Below are 17,381 nucleotides of genomic sequence, written 5' to 3'. Positions count from 1 at the left end.
GGGACGGGGTCTCATGTCAGATCGGCCTTTAGGCAGGGTGAACGCCCCTGGTCCGGCCCTTCTGACGGGCGAGCAAATGGCTGTCGCCGATCAAATGACCATCGCGGCCGGCACCAAAGGTGAGGTCCTGATGGAGAACGCCGGCGCCGCAGTTGCAGCCCTCATCCAAGAGCGTTGGAATTCGATGACAACGCTGGTTCTTTGCGGACCCGGAAACAATGGTGGCGATGGCTTTGTGGTTGCTCGGCGCCTGCAGGATGCGGGCTGGCCGGTCACGGTGATGAGCGCGTGTGAAGTAAAGGCACTTCGTGGTGATGCTGCAATTCACGCTGAGCGTTGGCAAGGAGTAGTCGAGCCGCTTGCCCCCCAGGCTCCGGAAGGTGTCGGTTTGATCGTCGACGGGTTGTTCGGCGCTGGTCTTTCCAGACCGCTAGCTGGAGTAACAAAGGATTTAGTCGCGGCTGTGAACCGCTCCTCCGCTTCGGTCGTTGCGATCGATATTCCGAGCGGCGTGAGCGGTGATAGTGGCGAGGTGCTGGGCACTAGCGCAATCGAGGCAGACGTTACCGTGACATTCTTCCGCGCCAAGCCGGGGCATTACCTTTTGCCGGGTCGGCAGTTGGCTGGTGACCTTGTTGTGTCCGACATCGGAATTGATGCTGCAGTTTTGGCGGAAATCGGCACGGAGTGCTGGCTCAATGGGCCGGATGCGTGGATCTCCTGTTTCCCCTGGCGCGGACCCGACAGCCACAAGTATCACCATGGACACCTGGTTATCGGTGCCGGAGATACAATGACCGGAGCCGCCTGTCTGGCTGCTCGCGCGGCCCAGCGCGCCGGTGCCGGATTGGTCACACTGGCAGGTGCGCGCAGCGTTTTTCCGATGCTTGCGCTTGCCGGGCCGAGCACGTTGCTGGCGTCGGTAGAGAACGCCGAGGATTGGGCAAATCTTTTGGCTGACCAGCGGATCAACTGCATTCTTTTAGGACCAGGGCTGGGCGTCGGTACGGACACGCGCGAAAAGGTTCTTGCCTGCATGGCGCAAGATGGCACGCGAGGCATGGTTCTTGACGCCGACGCGCTCACGTCATTCCAAGACAAGGCTGATCTATTGTTTCAATCCATCCCGGAGAAGACCGTGATGACGCCACATGCCGGCGAGTTCGCGCGTTTGTTCCCTGATGCGTCCAAGGCGCCAAATGGCGGAAAGCTCAAGCGCGCAAGCGATGCGGCGCAGCGTGCCGGCGCCGTTATCGTCTTGAAAGGCTATGACACCGTCGTGGCGGCTCCCGACGGCAGGGCGATAATCAACGCCAACGCGCCGCCGTGGTTGGCAACCGCGGGCAGTGGTGACGTGCTGGCGGGATTCATAGCCGCCTTGATGGCTCAGGGCATGCCAACTTTCGAGGCCGCAGCTGCTGCGGTTTGGCTGCATGGTGAAGCAGCCGGCTTGTTCGGTCCCGGACTGATCGCCGAAGATTTGCCCGATGTTCTTCCTGAAGTGTTGCAGCATTTGGCGCCGTATCACTCGGCTGTTTAACAATGTTTTAATTGAATCGCGGTTACCTTTTTCGCGGAGGGTTCTTTCCAGGAGCCGGAAACTAACGGATGTGAAAGGGGAAAAGCATTGCACGTCAACGCCTTCCCTAATATAAATCAAGGTGATCTGTCGGTAAGGCAGTCTGCGCCCGTTCGTAAAACAGAGCTTTGTAACAAAAGCCGTTGGGGCAGGATGTGGGGGCTAGGTGAGCGGATGATTTCCGATTCTCGCGTCATTGGGCTGTTTCGCAAGAGCCGCTTTGCTGCGGAGATTGTGCCGGGGGCCCGCTTTCGTCATATCAGTTCAAAAGTAATCGAAACCGCCGAGGTGTTGGCTATTACCGCCGATCCAATGGGAATTCCGCATGTGCGGTTCACGGTGGTCATTGAAAGTCGCTACCGGTCGCCTGTGGAAACCGGCCCTAGAATGCTTAACTTGCAGAGTTTCACAGAGCGATTCAGCGACCCAGTGCATTCGGCCTGAATGTAATCAGCACGGTTCTACAAACTGTTTTCCAGTCGATGGATTATTGTGGTCCTACCGCGTTGCGTCGCCCGGCGCTGCGGGGCAGACTGCTGCTCATTGGGCAGGTCTGCGCCTTAACCACTCTTATTGGATGGGCGGGCTGCCAGGCGAGTTGATGGAGGAGTCGCGTGGCTAAGAAGACGGCGGGCACTATTCTGACCCGTGACATTGGGAATGAAAGTCGGCTCCCGGGTGAAGATCAGTTGGCATGTCTTCGGGAGTTGGAAAAGAAGATTCTATGGCTTTCCGCCTGGACCATTCATAACGCCAACCATCTCCGTCCGAGCCGCGATGGCTTGAAGGTCGGCGGCCACCAGGCTTCCTGCGCATCCCTGGTAACGGTGATGACCGCTCTTTATTTTCATGTCCTACGGCCGCAAGACAGGATCGCAGTAAAGCCGCACGCCTCTCCAGTGTTTCATGCAATACAGTATTTGTTCGGCAACCAAACCCTGGAAAAGCTGCAGGACTTCCGCGCAATGGGCGGCGCTCAATCCTACCCGTCGCGCACGAAGGACATAGATGACGTCGATATCTCAACCGGGTCGGTGGGGTTGGGCGTCGCAATGACCTCTTTTGTCAGCTTGGTTCAAGACTACGTCCGGCTCAAAAACCTAATCGATGGTGACCGTCCCTGGGGGCGAGCCGTTGCACTGGTGGGCGATGCGGAACTGGACGAAGGCAACGTTTATGAGGCCTTGCTGGAAGGCTGGAAGCACGACCTTCGAAACACCTGGTGGGTGATCGACTACAACCGGCAGAGCCTGGATGCGGTGGTAACAGATCGCTTGTTCGGCCAAATCGACAAACTGTTCGATAACATGGGCTGGCGCGTGGAGACGCTCAAGTACGGGAAGAAATTACAGGCCGCCTTTGAAAAGCCGGGCGGCGGGGCTTTGCGTAGTTGGATTGATGATTGCCCGAATTCACTTTATTCCGCACTGGTCTTTAAAGGCGGTGCTGCTTGGCGCAAGCAGCTCCAGGTCGATATTGGCTCTGCGAGTGGCGTGCGCGGTTTGCTTGATGACTATGACGACGCGGCGCTGCATGGATTGATGAGTAATCTTGCAGGGCACGACCTGGAAACGGTTCTAGAGGCTTTCACTGCGGCCCAAAGCGAAACGCCGACCTGCTTCATCACCTACACGATCAAGGGGCACAATCTACCTTTTGCCGGGCATAAGGATAACCACGCGGGCCTCATGAACCCGGATCAGATGCAACTTTTCCAGGAAAGCATGGGCGTGCCGCCGGGCCAGGAATGGGATAAGTTCGCCGGATTGCAGCAACCCGCGGAAAAGCTCCAGGCCTATATCAATGCGGTGCCCTTCAATGCGGAGGGAACGCGCCGCTACAAAGCCGATTATGTGCCTGTCCCAGAAGCGTTTCCGCGGCCTGTCGGTGAACGCATGTCGACTCAGGAAGGTTTTGGCAAAATTCTGGCCGACCTCGCCCGTGAGGACAGCCAACTCGCGAGCCGAATCATCACGACCTCTCCCGATGTTACCGTCTCGACGAATCTTGGGGGCTGGGTCAATAGACGCGGCATATTCGATCGCCGTGGACGCGAGGACGTGTTCAAGGAACAAAAGGTCGTGTCGGCCCAACGCTGGGCTTTGTCGCCTCAGGGGCAACACCTGGAGCTGGGAATCGCCGAGAACAATCTCTTTACATTGCTGGCGGCTCTCGGGCTGTCGCATTCGCTATTCGGCGCCCGCCTTCTGCCGATCGGAACCCTTTATGACCCCTTTATTTGCCGCGGTCTGGACGCTTTAAATTATGCCTGCTACCAGGATGCCCGTTTTATCGTCGTTGCGACGCCATCCGGTATTACGCTGGCTCCCGAAGGAGGCGCGCACCAGTCGGTCGGCACGCCGCTGATCGGCATGGCACAGGACGGTTTGGCGTCCTTCGAGCCTGCATTTGTTGATGAGCTTTCCGCCATTCTGCACTGGGGATTTGATTATCTGCAGCGCGATGGCAGCCTGCGTAGTGACAGGGGAACGGAGCTACAGGAGAACGAAGGTGACTGGCAGCGAGATATCAACGGCGGCTCGCTGTATATGCGTCTGTCGACACGCCAGTTGGTGCAACCCGAGCGCAGTCTAACGGCACGGGTGGAAAAGCAGATCATCGAAGGCGGTTATTGGCTGCGCGAACCTGAAAACGGTGCGGAACTGGCGATTATTTACAGTGGTGCGATCGCCCCAGAGGCGTTGGAGGCCTTTGATTCAATAGCCGATGAGGTGCCTGGGGCGGGTTTGCTCGCCGTGACCTCGGCAGACCGGCTCAATGCCGGCTGGCATGCTGCGGAAAAGGCCCGAAGGGCTGGGCATCGTAACGCCGTATCAGCGGTTGAACGACTCCTTGCACCGCTGGCGCCCGATGCTGGGCTTGTAACAGTGATTGACGGTCATCCGGCTACTCTGGAATGGCTTGGCGCTGTCCGCGGTCACAGTCTTCAGGCGTTGGGTGTCGAGCATTTTGGCCAATCTGGTGACCTACCCGATCTCTATCGCCAATATGAGTTGGATGCGGAAGCAATTGTCGATGCCGCAGCGGCTGTTTTGTTAGATCGTCTGCGCCGCAGGTGAGGGTCTTTCAAAAAAAAGGCCGTCGGCGCAGTTGCCATGCAGGGCAACGATGTTGTAAACCGCGCTGCTCGCAGACATTTGTCGCGGGGCAGGCGTGTCATGCGGGCGTGGCGGAATTGGCAGACGCGCTGGATTTAGGTTCCAGTGGAGAAATCCGTGGGGGTTCAAGTCCCTCCGCCCGCACCACGAGGTGCGCTACGAACGAACAGGGAAAGCGGCGGCGGCCCGAGTGCAAGCGCTGTTTCCCGTAAAGAGAGTTTGGATTTCAAGGGCTTCGAGGCAAGAAAGGCCGGGTTCCCAATGCAGGTAAACGAGATCAATTCCGAAGGCTTGAAGCGCGAGTTCGCGGTTACTATCAGCGCCACCGATATCGACCAGAAAGTCGAGACTCGGCTGAAGGAAGTCGGCACCACGGTTCGTATTCCAGGGTTCCGGCCCGGCAAGGTGCCGATGAAGATGCTGCGCAGCCGTTACGGACAGGCAGTGATGGGCGAAGTTTTGGAGCGCGCAGTCAATGACGGCACGAACCAAGCGCTGAGTGAACGCGGCTTACGGCCAGCGGTTCAGCCCAAGATTGAGGTTACGAAGTTCGAGGAGGGCGAGGATCTCGAGTTCAAGATCGAGATCGAACTTCTGCCCGATGTTGAGCCTGTTGATTTCGCGACCATAGAGATTGAGCGTATCAAGCTGTCCGTGCCTGATGATGAAGTTCAGCAGGCGCTTGAGAACCTGGCCAGCCAGCAGAAAGCCACTAAGCCGCTCGCCAAGCCACGCGCAGCAAAGAAGGACGATGTTCTCGTCATTGATTTCCGCGGCTCGGTTGATGGTGAAGAACTGCCAGGCATGGCAGCGGAAGACCACAATCTCGAGTTGGGCTCCAACCGGTTTGTCGAGGGCTTCGAGGATCAACTGATCGGCGCTAAGGCCGGTGATGAAAAGACCGTCACCGTTACCTTCCCGAAAACTTATATGAACGACAAGCTGGCTGGCCGTGAAGCGGTTTTCCAGGTGACGGTGAAAGAGGTTCTGGAGACAGAGCCCCAGCCGATCGATGGCACTTTTGCCGAAAAGCTCGGCGAGGAATCGCTGGACGCGCTGAAAGAACGTGTGCGTGAACAGATCGCCGGTGAGTACGAGGGACTGACACGAGCGCGCATGAAAAGGGAGTTGCTGGACAAGCTTGCCGAAGCACACAGCTTCCAGGTTCCCGCGAGCATGGTCGAGAACGAATTCGAGGTTATCTGGCAGCAGGTGCAACAGGACCGCGAAAAGGGCGACATCGACCCCGAGGACAAGGACAAGTCCGAAGACGAGCTTAAGGCCGAGTACCGCACGATCGCGGAGCGTCGTGTTCGTCTTGGGCTGCTGCTCTCCGAAGTTGGCCGGGCGCACAAGATCGAAGTGACGCAGGACGAGTTGAACCGTGCGTTGTTGCAGGAGGCACAACGTCATCCGGGCCATGAGCGGGAAGTCTTCGAGTTTTTCCAGAAAAACCCCCAGGCGATGGACAACCTCCGTGCACCGGTGTTCGAGGATAAGGTCATCGACTACATCGTAGAGTTGGCGAAGGTGTCCGAGCGCAACATGACAGCTGAGGAATTGCGTCAGGAGATGCTGGCGGAAAGCGAAGCTTCCGCGGCCGATGACAAAGCCTCGAAGGCGCCGGCGAAGAAAAAGGCGGCAGCCAAGAAACCAGCGGCAAAAAAGGCGGCGGCAAAGAAAGCAGCGCCTAAGGCCGCCGATGCGAAAGCCGACGCGGCGGAGAAGGCTCCGGCTAAAAAGAAAGCGCCGGCCAAGAAGCCGACGAAAGGCGACTGATCTTGGGGTTTGGGAAGGGTGGGGGCTTTTGAAAAGCCGAACCGCTTCCCAGATCTTGAGTGTGGAGGTTCATGAAAACGAGGAGCAGCACAGGTGAGTAACGATATTCAGATGAATTACCTCATTCCCATGGTGGTCGAGCAGACCAACAGGGGCGAGCGCTCCTATGATATCTACTCGCGCTTGCTTAAAGAGCGGATCATCTTCCTGACCGGCCCCATCAATGATGCAGTGGCGAGTCTGGTGTGTGCGCAGCTCCTGTTTCTTGAGTCTGAAAGCCCCGAAAAGGATATCTCCTTTTACATCAACTCACCGGGAGGTGTCGTAACGGCCGGTTTGGCTATTTATGACACCATGCAGTACATCCGGCCGAACGTCTCGACCCTGTGCATCGGTCAGGCCGCTTCTGCCGGATCGCTGTTGCTCTGCGCGGGTGCTAAGGGTAAGCGCTTTGCTTTGCCCAATGCGCGCGTGATGGTCCATCAGCCCTCGGGCGGGTTCCAGGGGCAAGCTACGGATATTGAGATTCATGCGCGTGAGATTCTCTCGATTCGTCGCCGATTGAACGAAATTTACGTCGAACATACCGGGCAGCCGATCGAGGCAATTGAGGAAGCTATGGAGCGTGATCGCTTTCTCAATCCGGAAGACGCCCAGAAGTTTGGTTTGATCGATAGCGTGGTGCAGCAACACAGCATTCCCGGTGCTGACAAGGATAAAGGAGAAGGCAAGGGCTCTGATGATCGTTGAGCCAATTTGCCGATCCGGACGATAGAGGCGTTACAGGTGCCTCCTTGCCCGGTCGAAGGTCGTGGGATTTTTCATTGTGCGGCTTCGATCGACTTGTCTAACATACTAGTGGACGAAAGTGCCGAGCGGAGATCATGACTAAAAGCAGCGGCAACGATTCGAAGAACACCCTTTACTGCTCTTTCTGCGGAAAGAGCCAGCACGAGGTGCGCAAACTTATTGCCGGGCCTACAGTGTTCATCTGCGACGAGTGCGTCGAACTCTGCATGGACATCATCCGGGAAGAAAGTAAGTCCGCGTTGCCGAAGGCAGGGGACGGCGTTCCCTCGCCGGGCGATATCTGCTCGGTTCTGGATGATTACGTCATTGGGCAGTTCCACGCCAAGCGGGTCCTTTCCGTCGCGGTGCATAATCACTACAAGCGCCTCGCTCATGGTCAGAAGCACAACGATGTGGAGCTGTCGAAATCCAACATTCTGCTGGTTGGACCGACCGGTTGCGGCAAGACGCTTCTGGCACAGACACTGGCGCGCATTCTGGACGTACCCTTCACTATGGCCGATGCGACCACGCTGACCGAAGCGGGTTATGTCGGTGAGGATGTCGAGAATATCATTCTGAAGCTGCTGCAGTCCGCCGACTACAATGTCGAGAAGGCGCAGCGCGGTATCGTATATATCGACGAGGTCGATAAGATCAGTCGTAAGTCCGATAATCCTTCGATAACGCGGGATGTCTCTGGTGAGGGCGTTCAGCAAGCATTGTTGAAGATTATGGAAGGCACCGTGGCTTCCGTGCCACCGCAGGGCGGCCGTAAACATCCTCAACAGGAATTCCTCCAGGTCGATACGACAAACATCCTGTTTATCTGCGGCGGCGCCTTCGCTGGTTTGGAACGCCTGATCGCCGGCCGTAACAAGGGCTCGTCGATTGGGTTTGGGGCTGACGTGCGCGGCCCGGACCAGCGCACGACAGGTGAGATTCTCCGTGAGGTCGAGCCGGAAGATTTGTTGCGGTTTGGTCTGATCCCGGAGTTCGTCGGCCGTCTTCCGGTCGTGGCGACCTTGGAAGACTTGGATGAAGTCGCACTCATTGAGATTCTTACCAAACCGAAGAATGCGCTGGTAAAGCAGTACCAGCGGCTATTCGATATGGAGAGCGTCCGTCTCGATTTTACCGACGATGCGCTTCAGGCCATCGCGAAAAAAGCCATCGCCCGCAAAACTGGCGCCCGTGGGCTGCGTTCGATCATGGAGGGAATCCTACTTGATCCAATGTATGAACTGCCTGGACTTGAAGGCGTTGAGGAGATGGTAATCAATCGTGAGGTTGTTGAAGGACGCGCAAAGCCGCTGCAAATCTACACTGATCGCCGTGAAGACGTCGGTAGCAGCGCTTAATCGTCCGATTCCCGTTTCTTGGCACTTGAAGACGGGCTGTTTTCTGCCCAGTTCTGTTGTGACCACGCCGTTTGATCCAATGCGATGGACGGCGCGCCGTGAGGCTCCGCCCATAATGGGGAATGTCCAAGAACGGCAGGCGAAGTGAAAAGAGGAACCATGGCCGATACTTCAACTGTGACTCAATTTCCGGTGCTCCCGCTTCGGGATATCGTTGTTTTTCCACACATGATCGTTCCGCTTTTCGTGGGTCGCGACAAATCTGTGCGCGCTCTGGAAGACGTGATGAAAGATGATAAACAGATTCTCCTTGTGACGCAGCGCGACGCCGCGCAGGACGATCCGCAGACCGAAGACATCTACCGGATCGGAACCATCGGGACTGTTCTGCAACTGCTAAAGCTGCCCGACGGCACCGTGAAGGTGTTGGTCGAAGGCAGCCGCCGCGCCAAGATCACGGAGTTTGTGGAGAACGAAGCCTTTTTCTTGGCCAACGCCGAATCCTTGGAAGAGGAGAGGGGCGATGAGCGCGAGCTCGACGCGCTGGCCCGGACCGTGGTGACCGAGTTTGAGCAGTACATCAAGCTCAACAAGAAGATTCCGCCGGAGGTGCTTTCCTCCGTGAACCAGATCGAAGAGCCAAGCAAGCTCGCCGATACGGTCTCCTCGCATCTCAATCTTAAGATTGCGGAAAAGCAGGAGCTTCTGGAGCTCCCGCGAGTCGCCGACCGTCTGGAAAAAGTTTATGCCTTCATGGAGAACGAGATTGGCGTTCTTCAAGTTGAAAAGCGTATCCGCAACCGCGTCAAACGCCAGATGGAGAAAACCCAGCGCGAGTACTATCTGAATGAGCAGATGAAGGCGATTCAGAAGGAGCTTGGCGAGGGCGAAGACGGCAAGGATGAGCTCACTGAGCTCGAAGAGAAAATCAAGAAGACCCGTTTCTCCAAGGAAGCGAAGGAAAAGGCTCTGGCCGAGATGCGTAAGCTCCGGTCGATGAGCCCCATGTCAGCCGAAGCAACGGTGGTCCGGAATTATCTTGACTGGCTGGTGGCCTTGCCTTGGAAAAAGCGCACGAAGGTCCGGCATGATTTGAAGCTGGCGCAGGAAGTTCTTGATCGCGATCACTATGGCTTGGAAAAGGTCAAAGAACGCATCCTTGAGTATCTCGCCGTTCAGGGCCGGATGAAGAAGGTTCGCGGCGCCATTCTCTGCCTTGTGGGACCGCCTGGAGTGGGCAAGACCTCGTTGGGTAAGTCGATGGCGGAAGCCACGGGCCGCAAGTTTGTGCGAATCAGCCTGGGCGGCGTGCGTGACGAGGCCGAAATCAGAGGCCATCGTCGGACATACATCGGGTCGATGCCCGGCAAGATCGTCCAGAGCATGAAGAAGGCCGGAAGCTCCAATCCGCTTTTCCTCCTCGATGAGGTGGATAAATTGGGCGCCGATTGGCGAGGCGATCCTTCCTCTGCCTTGCTGGAGGTTCTTGATCCCGAACAGAACAACACATTCAGCGATCATTACCTGGAGGTGGATTACGACCTGTCGGACGTAATGTTTGTGACTACGGCCAACACCCTGCGGATGCCGCAGCCTTTGTTGGATCGGATGGAGATCATTCGCATCCCGGGCTACACCGAGGATGAGAAGGTTGAGATCGCCAAGCGTCATTTGATCTCGAAGCAGATGAAGGATCATGGGCTCAAGGGCGATGAGTGGTCTATTGGCGATGATGCGCTTAGGTTGCTGATCCAGCGCTATACGCGTGAGGCCGGTGTGCGCAACCTGGAGCGCGAGATTGCCAATCTCACCCGCAAGGCCGTCAAGGAAATCGCCATGGATGGCGTGACCGAGGTGGTAATTACGGTGGAGAACCTGGACAAGTATGCAGGCATTCCTCGTTTCCGCCACAGTGAGGCGGAACTGGAAGACCTAGTCGGTGTTTCCACTGGACTGGCCTGGACGGAAGTAGGCGGCGAGATCCTGCAAATCGAAGCTGTGACCGTGCCCGGTAAAGGCAAGGTGATTTCGACCGGCAAGCTTGGCGATGTCATGAAGGAATCGATTCAGGCAGCGGAATCATACGTGAAAAGCCGCGCAATCGAATTTGGTATCAAACCGACTCTCTTCGAGCGCAAGGATATCCACGTACACGTGCCAGAGGGTGCGACACCTAAGGACGGACCGTCTGCAGGCGTCGCGATGATCACTGCAATCGTGTCGGCGTTGAGCGGAATCCCCATCCGACGCGAAGTGGGAATGACGGGTGAAATCACCCTACGCGGGCGTGTGTTGCCGATCGGCGGCCTGAAAGAGAAGCTGCTGGCAGCCTTGCGTGCCGGGATGAAGACCGTCTTGATACCCAAGGAGAACGAAAAAGACCTTGCGGATATCCCGGAAAATGTTCGCTCCAAGCTTGATATCCGGCCAGTTGAAACCGTCGATGAGGTTCTAGAAGTCGCTTTGACGAAGAAGCCGACTCCAATTGAGTGGAACGAGGAAGAAGTCGAAAAGGCGGCTTTGGCCAAGAAGGAAGGCGACCATAAAGAGGTTGTAACGCACTGATATGCCGAGTCGCGGGAGAAATCTTCGGAAATCCGCAGATTTCTCCCGCTTTCCACAGGCTGACGCGTTGACGTTCCGGTTTTTGAAGGCTTACACTCTTTTTGTCTCGTAGCGTTTTTCGCTCCGTGAATTCCGTTATTCCCACAGGCATTGGATGGGGGGTTTTCGACGTGAACAAAAACGATCTTGTCAGCGCGGTCGCTAGCAGCACTGGTCTTTCTAAGGCTGATAGTGCAAAGGCCGTCGACGCTGTATTTGATTCGATCACTGACGCATTGAAGTCCGGGGGCGATGTTCGCCTCGTTGGTTTCGGTAATTTCGCCGTTACCAAACGGGCAGCTTCCGAAGGGCGGAATCCCCGCACGGGTGAGAAGATAAAGATTCCGGCCTCCAATCAGCCGAAGTTCAAGGCTGGTAAGGCCCTCAAGGACGCCGTTAACTAAGCGTACTTGGTATGGATCGATGGGACGGCCGCTTACCGCAATGCGGGGCGGCCGTTTTCATTGCCGTGGCGTTTATTTCGCGGTAAGAACCTCTCCGCAGAATCACATTAGCGAGTTAGTGGGCGGTTAGCTCAGTTGGTAGAGCATCTCGTTTACACCGAGAGGGTCGGCAGTTCGAGCCTGTCACCGCCCACCATTATTCTTTGAATTCTTCAGATTAGCTCGGCCTCCCGATTGGACAATCGTTTTGGCGGTTCAAGCGCTCCAGGAAAAGGGGGCGAAATGTCCGTTTCGAGTGCCGCTAGAATCTTCCCAATCGATCCCAAAAGCGTGGAACTTGCTGCTTGTTGCCCGAGCGAGAGCAAGCTTGGAGGACACCGGGTGGAAAGCGTTCTCCAAATACAATGGCTCGCCTTCCTTGACGGCGCTTGCCAGGCCTTCCAACGTTTGTTCGACCAGTTCACCAGCTTTGACGGCATAGCTCATTCCGGCTTTCTCGAAGCGGATTGAGCGCTGTTCGATACCCACAACCTCTCCGACAAGCGGCGCCAGCGCCGCCATTGGTCCGCCTTCCGACCCCGTGGCAATAGCGTTGATAGCGGCGAGTTGATCCTCGCTTGCCTTGTCGTCGACTATCAGTCCGACTTTAAGATTGCCCTCGATCATGGGGCCAGGCGAATGCAGCAGTACGATGAAGGCCAGGCCGTCCAGGGAAACTCCACCTTTCTTCCCCTTATCGATTTGCATGGCGATGGCCGCCTTGCAATCGCCCTCCGTTGGCTTCGCAGTAAGGTTGGAACTGATGCAGGGACAGAGGAACGCACAGTTGCACGTCTCCATGTACTGCCCTTCGATGTGCCAAGCGCTCATCACGACCTCTCCCTCCAGTGAAAGAAGGAATGGTATTGCAACGAGTCCAATTCTGAAACAGGTATCGTGATCCGCGTGGCTCCGTGGACAGTCTTTCCGATATTTTCCGGATAAGGGTTAGGAGCGAGCGTGGCCCATCTTTGGGTGAATGGAGAAGAAGGCCACGCTCGGCGCCGGAAGATCGATCTGCGAGGAATGATCTAGCGCAGCTGTAATTTGGGAAATATTGTAACGAACGTAAAAAAATAAATTTTCACGTTCCCGTGTCCGACAACCTGGAGGTAAGAGGAGAGAGAATTCTGGACCTCAAGGTGGAAATTTCCTGAAAAATATAATAGTTACGGCCCGTTTTTAATAAATTTTTATATTCTTTTTGTCGCCAAATCGGGGCCGTCTCGTGGATAACTAAAAAAAATAAAACACAGTGAGATTTGAGATGATGAGCGACAGCCCGTTTCTACCCGGTTTCCTTTTTACCGTCGGCATAATAGGCCTTGCGGCCTATTTCTTTTTCGATGATCTTGCCGACGCTGTAACGCGCCTGCTCTGAGCAGTTGGATGCGGGCGAGATCACCGGCAATCGTCCTTCACTAAGGTAGATGATAGAGATTTTACGGCGGCTGTTTTTCAGCCGCCTTTTCGTTTTGCGGCAACTGGCCTTCTGGCTTACTTCCCATAGTTTTTCGCTATCTAATCGTTTAGCAACGACGCTTGGCGAGACGAAAACCTGCGGGCTTGTTCGCGGGATGATTGACTTTGCGGCCCAGTTCGTTTGCAGTCATTGGACAAATAAAAAGACGCTGTAAACCGTACAGGGAGGAAACAAGATGCGCCGAAAGTTACTTGTGTCAGCGTTAACCGCTGCTGTGTTCGCCTATGCCGGGCCCAGTTTTGCGGGTTCGGCCGAGGCCGAGAAGTGGGCGAAGGACGAGTTCCAGCCGACGACACTATCCGCTGAAGAGCAGAAAGCGGAACTGCAATGGTTCGTCGATGCGGCAAAGCCCTTTGCAGGGATGGAAATCAACGTTCTGTCTGAAACAATTCCAACCCACGAGTACGAATCCAAAGTCCTGACGAAGGCCTTCGAAGAGATTACCGGGATCAAGGTTAATCATCAGCTACTTGGTGAAGGTGAAGTCGTTCAGGCCGTGCAAACCCAGATGCAAACAGGTCGGAACCTCTACGACGCTTACATCAATGATTCCGACTTGATTGGAACACACTCTCGCTTGCAGCTGGCGGTCAATCTCACCGACTGGATGGAGGGCGAGGGCAAGGATGTCACGTTGCCGACCCTTGATGTTGATGATTTCATTGGCAAATCCTTCACGACCGGTCCGGATGGAAAGCTCTATCAGCTTCCCGACCAGCAGTTCGCGAATCTTTACTGGTTCCGTTACGACTGGTTCGAGCGCCCCGATCTGAAGGCTAGGTTCAAGGAAGCTTACGGTTATGACCTTGGCGTGCCGGTCAATTGGTCAGCCTACGAGGACATCGCCGAGTTCTTCTCTGAGAAGGTCAAGGAGATCGATGGGGTTCGTGTTTACGGCCATATGGACTATGGCAAGCGTGCGCCGGACTTGGGTTGGCGCATGACGGATGCCTGGCTGTCGATGGCCGGCGCCGGCTCTAAAGGATTGCCAAACGGGCGCCCGATCGACGAGTGGGGCATTCGCATGGAAGAGAATTCCTGCAACCCTGCAGGTGCGTCAATCTCGCGTGGCGGCGGCACGAACGGGCCAGCGGCTGTCTATGCGATCCGTAAATGGGACGAGTGGCTGCGCAAGTACGCGCCTCCAGGCGCGGCAGACTATGATTTCTATCAATCCTTGCCGGCGCTTGCGACCGGCAACGTGGCCCAGCAGATTTTCTGGTACACGGCTTTTACCGCAACGATGGTTGCGCCTAAGAGTGAAGGCAACAACACGGTCGATGATGCCGGAAAGCCTTTGTGGCGCATGGCACCATCGCCGCACGGTCCTTATTGGGAAGATGGGCAAAAGCTCGGCTATCAGGATGCCGGTTCCTGGACGCTGTTCAAATCAACGCCGGTTGATCGTCGTAAGGCCGCTTGGCTTTACGCCCAGTTCACGGTCTCCAAATCGGTTTCGCTCAAGAAGAGCCATGTCGGTCTGACCATCATCCGCGATTCCGATATTCGCCATCAGTCCTTTACCGACCGGGCACCCAACTTGGGCGGCTTGGTGGAATTCTATCGCTCGCCGGACCGGGTGAACTGGACTCCAACGGGCGTCAACGTACCTGACTACCCCAAGCTGGCGCAGCTTTGGTGGCAGAACATTGGTGACGTCAACTCCGGCGCATTCACGCCGCAAGAGGCTATGGATCGTTTGGCCGAGCAGATGGACCAAGTCATGGCGCGTATGCAGCAGGCCGACGAACGTGCCGGAACCTATGGTGGTTGTGGACCGCGCCTGAACGAGGAGATGGATGCGGCCGCCTGGCTTGGCAAGCCGGGTGGACCGAAAGCTCTGTTGGCAAACGAGAAGCCGCAGGGTGAGACCATCCCCTACGATGAGTTGGTTGCCCGCTGGAGCGCCAACTAAAAGCCAGACAGTGTGCGTCGTGGCCCGAAGTTCCGACAAGGGGCTTCGGGTCCGGCGCTCCTGTCATGGCTTTCTCGAATATACTGTCCTCCAAGGGGGCTTGCTTACCACCATGGCTCTGGAACTCAGGAACGTCGTCAAGCGTGTCGGCGCCGAAACCCACATATATGAAACGTCGCTGATGCTGAAGGAGGGGGGCTTTAACATCCTCCTCGGCACCACGTTGTCGGGCAAGACGACGCTCATGCAATTGATGGCTGGCCTGGAGCGTCCAACCTCGGGCGAGGTGTGGTTCGAGGGCCGCGACGTCACCGGCGTTGCGGTTCAAAAGCGTAACGTATCGATGGTCTATCAACAGTTCATCAATTATCCAAACCTGTCGGTGTTCGAGAACATAGCCTCACCGCTGCGCGTTGCGCGCTTGAGCGAACCCGAGATCAAGTCCCGCGTTGCGGCGATGGCCGAATTGTTGCGGCTAACCCCGATGTTGCAGCGCCGGCCAAGCCAGCTATCCGGCGGTCAACAGCAGCGCACTGCGTTGGCGCGTGCTCTGGTGAAGGATTCCGATTTGGTTTTGCTGGATGAACCACTAGCGAACCTGGATTATAAGTTGCGCGAGGAACTACGGGACGAGCTTCCGAAACTTTTCGCCGATAGAAACTGTACCGTGGTTTACGCGACGACGGAGCCCACCGAGGCATTGCTGCTGGGCGGCCATACCGCGACTCTTGATGAAGGCAGGGTAACTCAGTTCGGGGAAACGTCGGAGGTCTATCGCAAACCGTGGGATCTGCGCTCGGCGCGGGTCTTCTCCGATCCGCCGATCAATACGGCACCCGTTGCCAAGCAAGGGGCCGAGTTCGTACTGAACGAGGCTGTGCGCTGGCCGGTGGGCGAGCGCTTTGCCGGGTTGCCGGAAGGGCGCTACACCGTTGGGATCAGACCGCATCATTTGTCACCAACACCGCAATCTGAACGCGCCATAGCGATCGAAGGTCGGGTTCAGGTGACCGAGCTCAGCGGCTCCGAGAGTATCGTTCATTTTTCCGTAGAGAAGGGCGCCTGGGTGTCACAAGCCCACGGCATTCATGCGTTTCGCGTGGGAGAAACCGCGCGTTTGTTCATCGATGTTTCCCAGTGCCTTTACTTCGATCAAGACGAAAAGCGGATCACGCTATGACAGACGGCCTGGAAAAGAGCGTTTCTTGTTTCGCATCGCAAGGTAGGGAGGCGTTCTAATGGCGATGCTCGAACTGCAGGACCTGAGACACAGTTATGTGAAGCAGCCCGATGCAGAGGACGATTGGGCACTCAAGCAGGTCGACATGCGTTGGGAAGACGGAGGGGCCTATGCCCTTCTTGGGCCATCAGGCTGCGGTAAAACCACCTTGCTCAACATAATCTCGGGGCTGGTGCGACCGACGGAAGGTCGGGTTTTCTTTGGCGAGCGTGACGTGACTGATTTACCGACAGACGAACGAAACATAGCCCAGGTGTTTCAGTTTCCGGTGATCTACGACACGATGACGGTATACGACAACTTGGCTTTTCCTCTGCGCAACAGGGGCGTAGCCGCACCCGAGGTTGATAGCCGGGTTCGTGAGATAGCGGCCATGTTGGACCTAACGGAGATGCTGGCGCGGCGGGCTTCCGGGTTGACGGCAGACGGCAAGCAAAAGATTTCGCTTGGCCGCGGATTGGTTCGCGCTGACGTGAGCGCAATCATGTTCGACGAACCACTGACGGTTATCGATCCTCACTTAAAGTGGCTCCTGCGCTCGAAATTGAAGGAACTTCATCAGGAAGTCGGCGCAACCATGATCTATGTGACCCACGATCAGACCGAGGCTTTGACATTTGCCGATCAAGTGGTGGTGATGCACGAGGGAAGGGTCGTGCAGTTCGGCACGCCGGTCGAACTTTTCGAGCGGCCCCGCCATACCTTTGTCGGGCATTTCATCGGTTCTCCCGGCATGAACCTTTTGCCCTGTGAACTGGACAACGGCAGGCCGCAGTTCTTTGGGCATAGTATCGAAACCGGGTCCGGGGCGCTTGCCACAACGGATGTGGCGGCGCTTGAGATCGGCGTAAGGCCGGAGTTCGTTTCCTTCGCCGAAGAAGGCATTCCGGTGGAGGTTATCAAAGTCAGCGATGCGGGCCGCTACAGCGTGGTGGAGACCCGACACCGCGATGTAGTCATCAAGCTGTTGCTTCAGGAGGGCGAGAGAATTCCCTCCGAGAAAGCGGCTGTTCGTTTTGATCCCGGCCATACCTGGATTTACGCGGACGGATGGGTGCAGTCATGAGGC

At 56.4% G+C, this 17,381-nt stretch carries 12 protein-coding genes and 2 tRNA genes; 13 read left to right on the top strand and 1 reads right to left on the bottom strand.

What is annotated here, in order from left to right; translation table 11 throughout:
• The first annotated feature begins 13 nt into the window (after window positions 1-13).
• The 10 genes from ABIE63_RS16025 to ABIE63_RS15980 all read left to right on the top strand — a co-directional run bounded on the left by ABIE63_RS16025 (window position 14) and on the right by ABIE63_RS15980 (window position 11,831).
• Window positions 14-1,540 carry an NAD(P)H-hydrate dehydratase gene (locus ABIE63_RS16025; protein ID WP_354505936.1) on the top strand — a complete coding sequence of 509 codons (1,527 nt, stop codon included), beginning with the start codon at window positions 14-16 and terminating at the stop codon, window positions 1,538-1,540.
• A 213-nt stretch (window positions 1,541-1,753) separates the two neighbouring features.
• Window positions 1,754-2,023, top strand: coding sequence for a hypothetical protein (locus tag ABIE63_RS16020; protein ID WP_183416654.1), 270 nt, complete (start codon window positions 1,754-1,756; stop codon window positions 2,021-2,023).
• 209 nt (window positions 2,024-2,232) lie between these two features.
• Window positions 2,233-4,659 (top strand): transketolase, encoded by a 2,427-nt coding sequence (locus ABIE63_RS16015; protein ID WP_354506091.1) that lies wholly within the window; start codon window positions 2,233-2,235, stop codon window positions 4,657-4,659.
• 101 nt (window positions 4,660-4,760) lie between these two features.
• A tRNA-Leu gene (locus tag ABIE63_RS16010) sits at window positions 4,761-4,845 on the top strand.
• A gap of 72 nt (window positions 4,846-4,917) precedes the next feature.
• A complete protein-coding gene (gene tig, locus ABIE63_RS16005; protein ID WP_354505933.1) occupies window positions 4,918-6,477 on the top strand; it encodes a trigger factor in 1,560 nt (519 codons plus the stop codon).
• A gap of 111 nt (window positions 6,478-6,588) precedes the next feature.
• Window positions 6,589-7,227 (top strand): ATP-dependent Clp endopeptidase proteolytic subunit ClpP, encoded by a 639-nt coding sequence (gene clpP, locus ABIE63_RS16000; RefSeq protein ID WP_183416754.1) that lies wholly within the window; start codon window positions 6,589-6,591, stop codon window positions 7,225-7,227.
• A gap of 134 nt (window positions 7,228-7,361) precedes the next feature.
• Entirely contained in the window at window positions 7,362-8,627 is a 1,266-nt protein-coding gene (clpX, locus tag ABIE63_RS15995) for an ATP-dependent Clp protease ATP-binding subunit ClpX (RefSeq protein ID WP_183416655.1), read from the top strand.
• Between the two features lie 159 nt (window positions 8,628-8,786).
• Window positions 8,787-11,192, top strand: coding sequence for an endopeptidase La (lon, locus tag ABIE63_RS15990; protein WP_354505930.1), 2,406 nt, complete (start codon window positions 8,787-8,789; stop codon window positions 11,190-11,192).
• 170 nt (window positions 11,193-11,362) lie between these two features.
• Window positions 11,363-11,635: an HU family DNA-binding protein gene (locus tag ABIE63_RS15985; RefSeq protein WP_183416657.1), complete on the top strand. Its 273-nt coding sequence runs from the start codon at window positions 11,363-11,365 to the stop codon at window positions 11,633-11,635.
• Window positions 11,636-11,755: 120 nt separating this feature from the next.
• Window positions 11,756-11,831: transfer RNA gene (locus tag ABIE63_RS15980), tRNA-Val, on the top strand.
• 59 nt (window positions 11,832-11,890) lie between these two features.
• On the opposite strand, the gene ABIE63_RS15975 is transcribed toward ABIE63_RS15980, so the two are convergent.
• Window positions 11,891-12,505 carry a DUF1326 domain-containing protein gene (locus ABIE63_RS15975; protein ID WP_354505927.1) on the bottom strand — a complete coding sequence of 205 codons (615 nt, stop codon included), beginning with the start codon at window positions 12,503-12,505 and terminating at the stop codon, window positions 11,891-11,893.
• Window positions 12,506-13,332: 827 nt separating this feature from the next.
• Here ABIE63_RS15975 and ABIE63_RS15970 point away from each other — a divergent pair.
• From ABIE63_RS15970 to ABIE63_RS15960, 3 genes are all read left to right on the top strand, one after another.
• Window positions 13,333-15,072: an ABC transporter substrate-binding protein gene (locus tag ABIE63_RS15970; protein WP_183416659.1), complete on the top strand. Its 1,740-nt coding sequence runs from the start codon at window positions 13,333-13,335 to the stop codon at window positions 15,070-15,072.
• A 112-nt stretch (window positions 15,073-15,184) separates the two neighbouring features.
• Entirely contained in the window at window positions 15,185-16,252 is a 1,068-nt protein-coding gene (locus ABIE63_RS15965; protein ID WP_354505924.1) for an ABC transporter ATP-binding protein, read from the top strand.
• A gap of 58 nt (window positions 16,253-16,310) precedes the next feature.
• Complete coding sequence (locus tag ABIE63_RS15960; RefSeq protein ID WP_354505921.1) at window positions 16,311-17,378, top strand: ABC transporter ATP-binding protein; 1,068 nt, start codon at window positions 16,311-16,313, stop codon at window positions 17,376-17,378.
• Window positions 17,379-17,381: the final 3 nt, after the last annotated feature.

Source organism: Limibacillus sp. MBR-115, from assembly GCF_040549425.1.
GTDB classification, from domain to species: domain Bacteria; phylum Pseudomonadota; class Alphaproteobacteria; order Kiloniellales; family CECT-8803; genus Limibacillus; species Limibacillus halophilus.
This window is presented reverse-complemented; position numbering and strand designations above follow the sequence as displayed.

Coding starts and splice junctions, on each gene's coding strand:
- ABIE63_RS15975 (WP_354505927.1), bottom strand. CDS start 12,505: ATGAGCGCTTGGCACATCGAAGGGCAGTACATGGAGACGTGCAACTGT.
- clpX (WP_183416655.1), top strand. CDS start 7,362: ATGACTAAAAGCAGCGGCAACGATTCGAAGAACACCCTTTACTGCTCT.
- ABIE63_RS15965 (WP_354505924.1), top strand. CDS start 15,185: ATGGCTCTGGAACTCAGGAACGTCGTCAAGCGTGTCGGCGCCGAAACC.
- clpP (WP_183416754.1), top strand. CDS start 6,589: ATGAATTACCTCATTCCCATGGTGGTCGAGCAGACCAACAGGGGCGAG.
- ABIE63_RS16020 (WP_183416654.1), top strand. CDS start 1,754: ATGATTTCCGATTCTCGCGTCATTGGGCTGTTTCGCAAGAGCCGCTTT.
- ABIE63_RS15970 (WP_183416659.1), top strand. CDS start 13,333: ATGCGCCGAAAGTTACTTGTGTCAGCGTTAACCGCTGCTGTGTTCGCC.
- ABIE63_RS15960 (WP_354505921.1), top strand. CDS start 16,311: ATGGCGATGCTCGAACTGCAGGACCTGAGACACAGTTATGTGAAGCAG.
- lon (WP_354505930.1), top strand. CDS start 8,787: ATGGCCGATACTTCAACTGTGACTCAATTTCCGGTGCTCCCGCTTCGG.
- ABIE63_RS16025 (WP_354505936.1), top strand. CDS start 14: ATGTCAGATCGGCCTTTAGGCAGGGTGAACGCCCCTGGTCCGGCCCTT.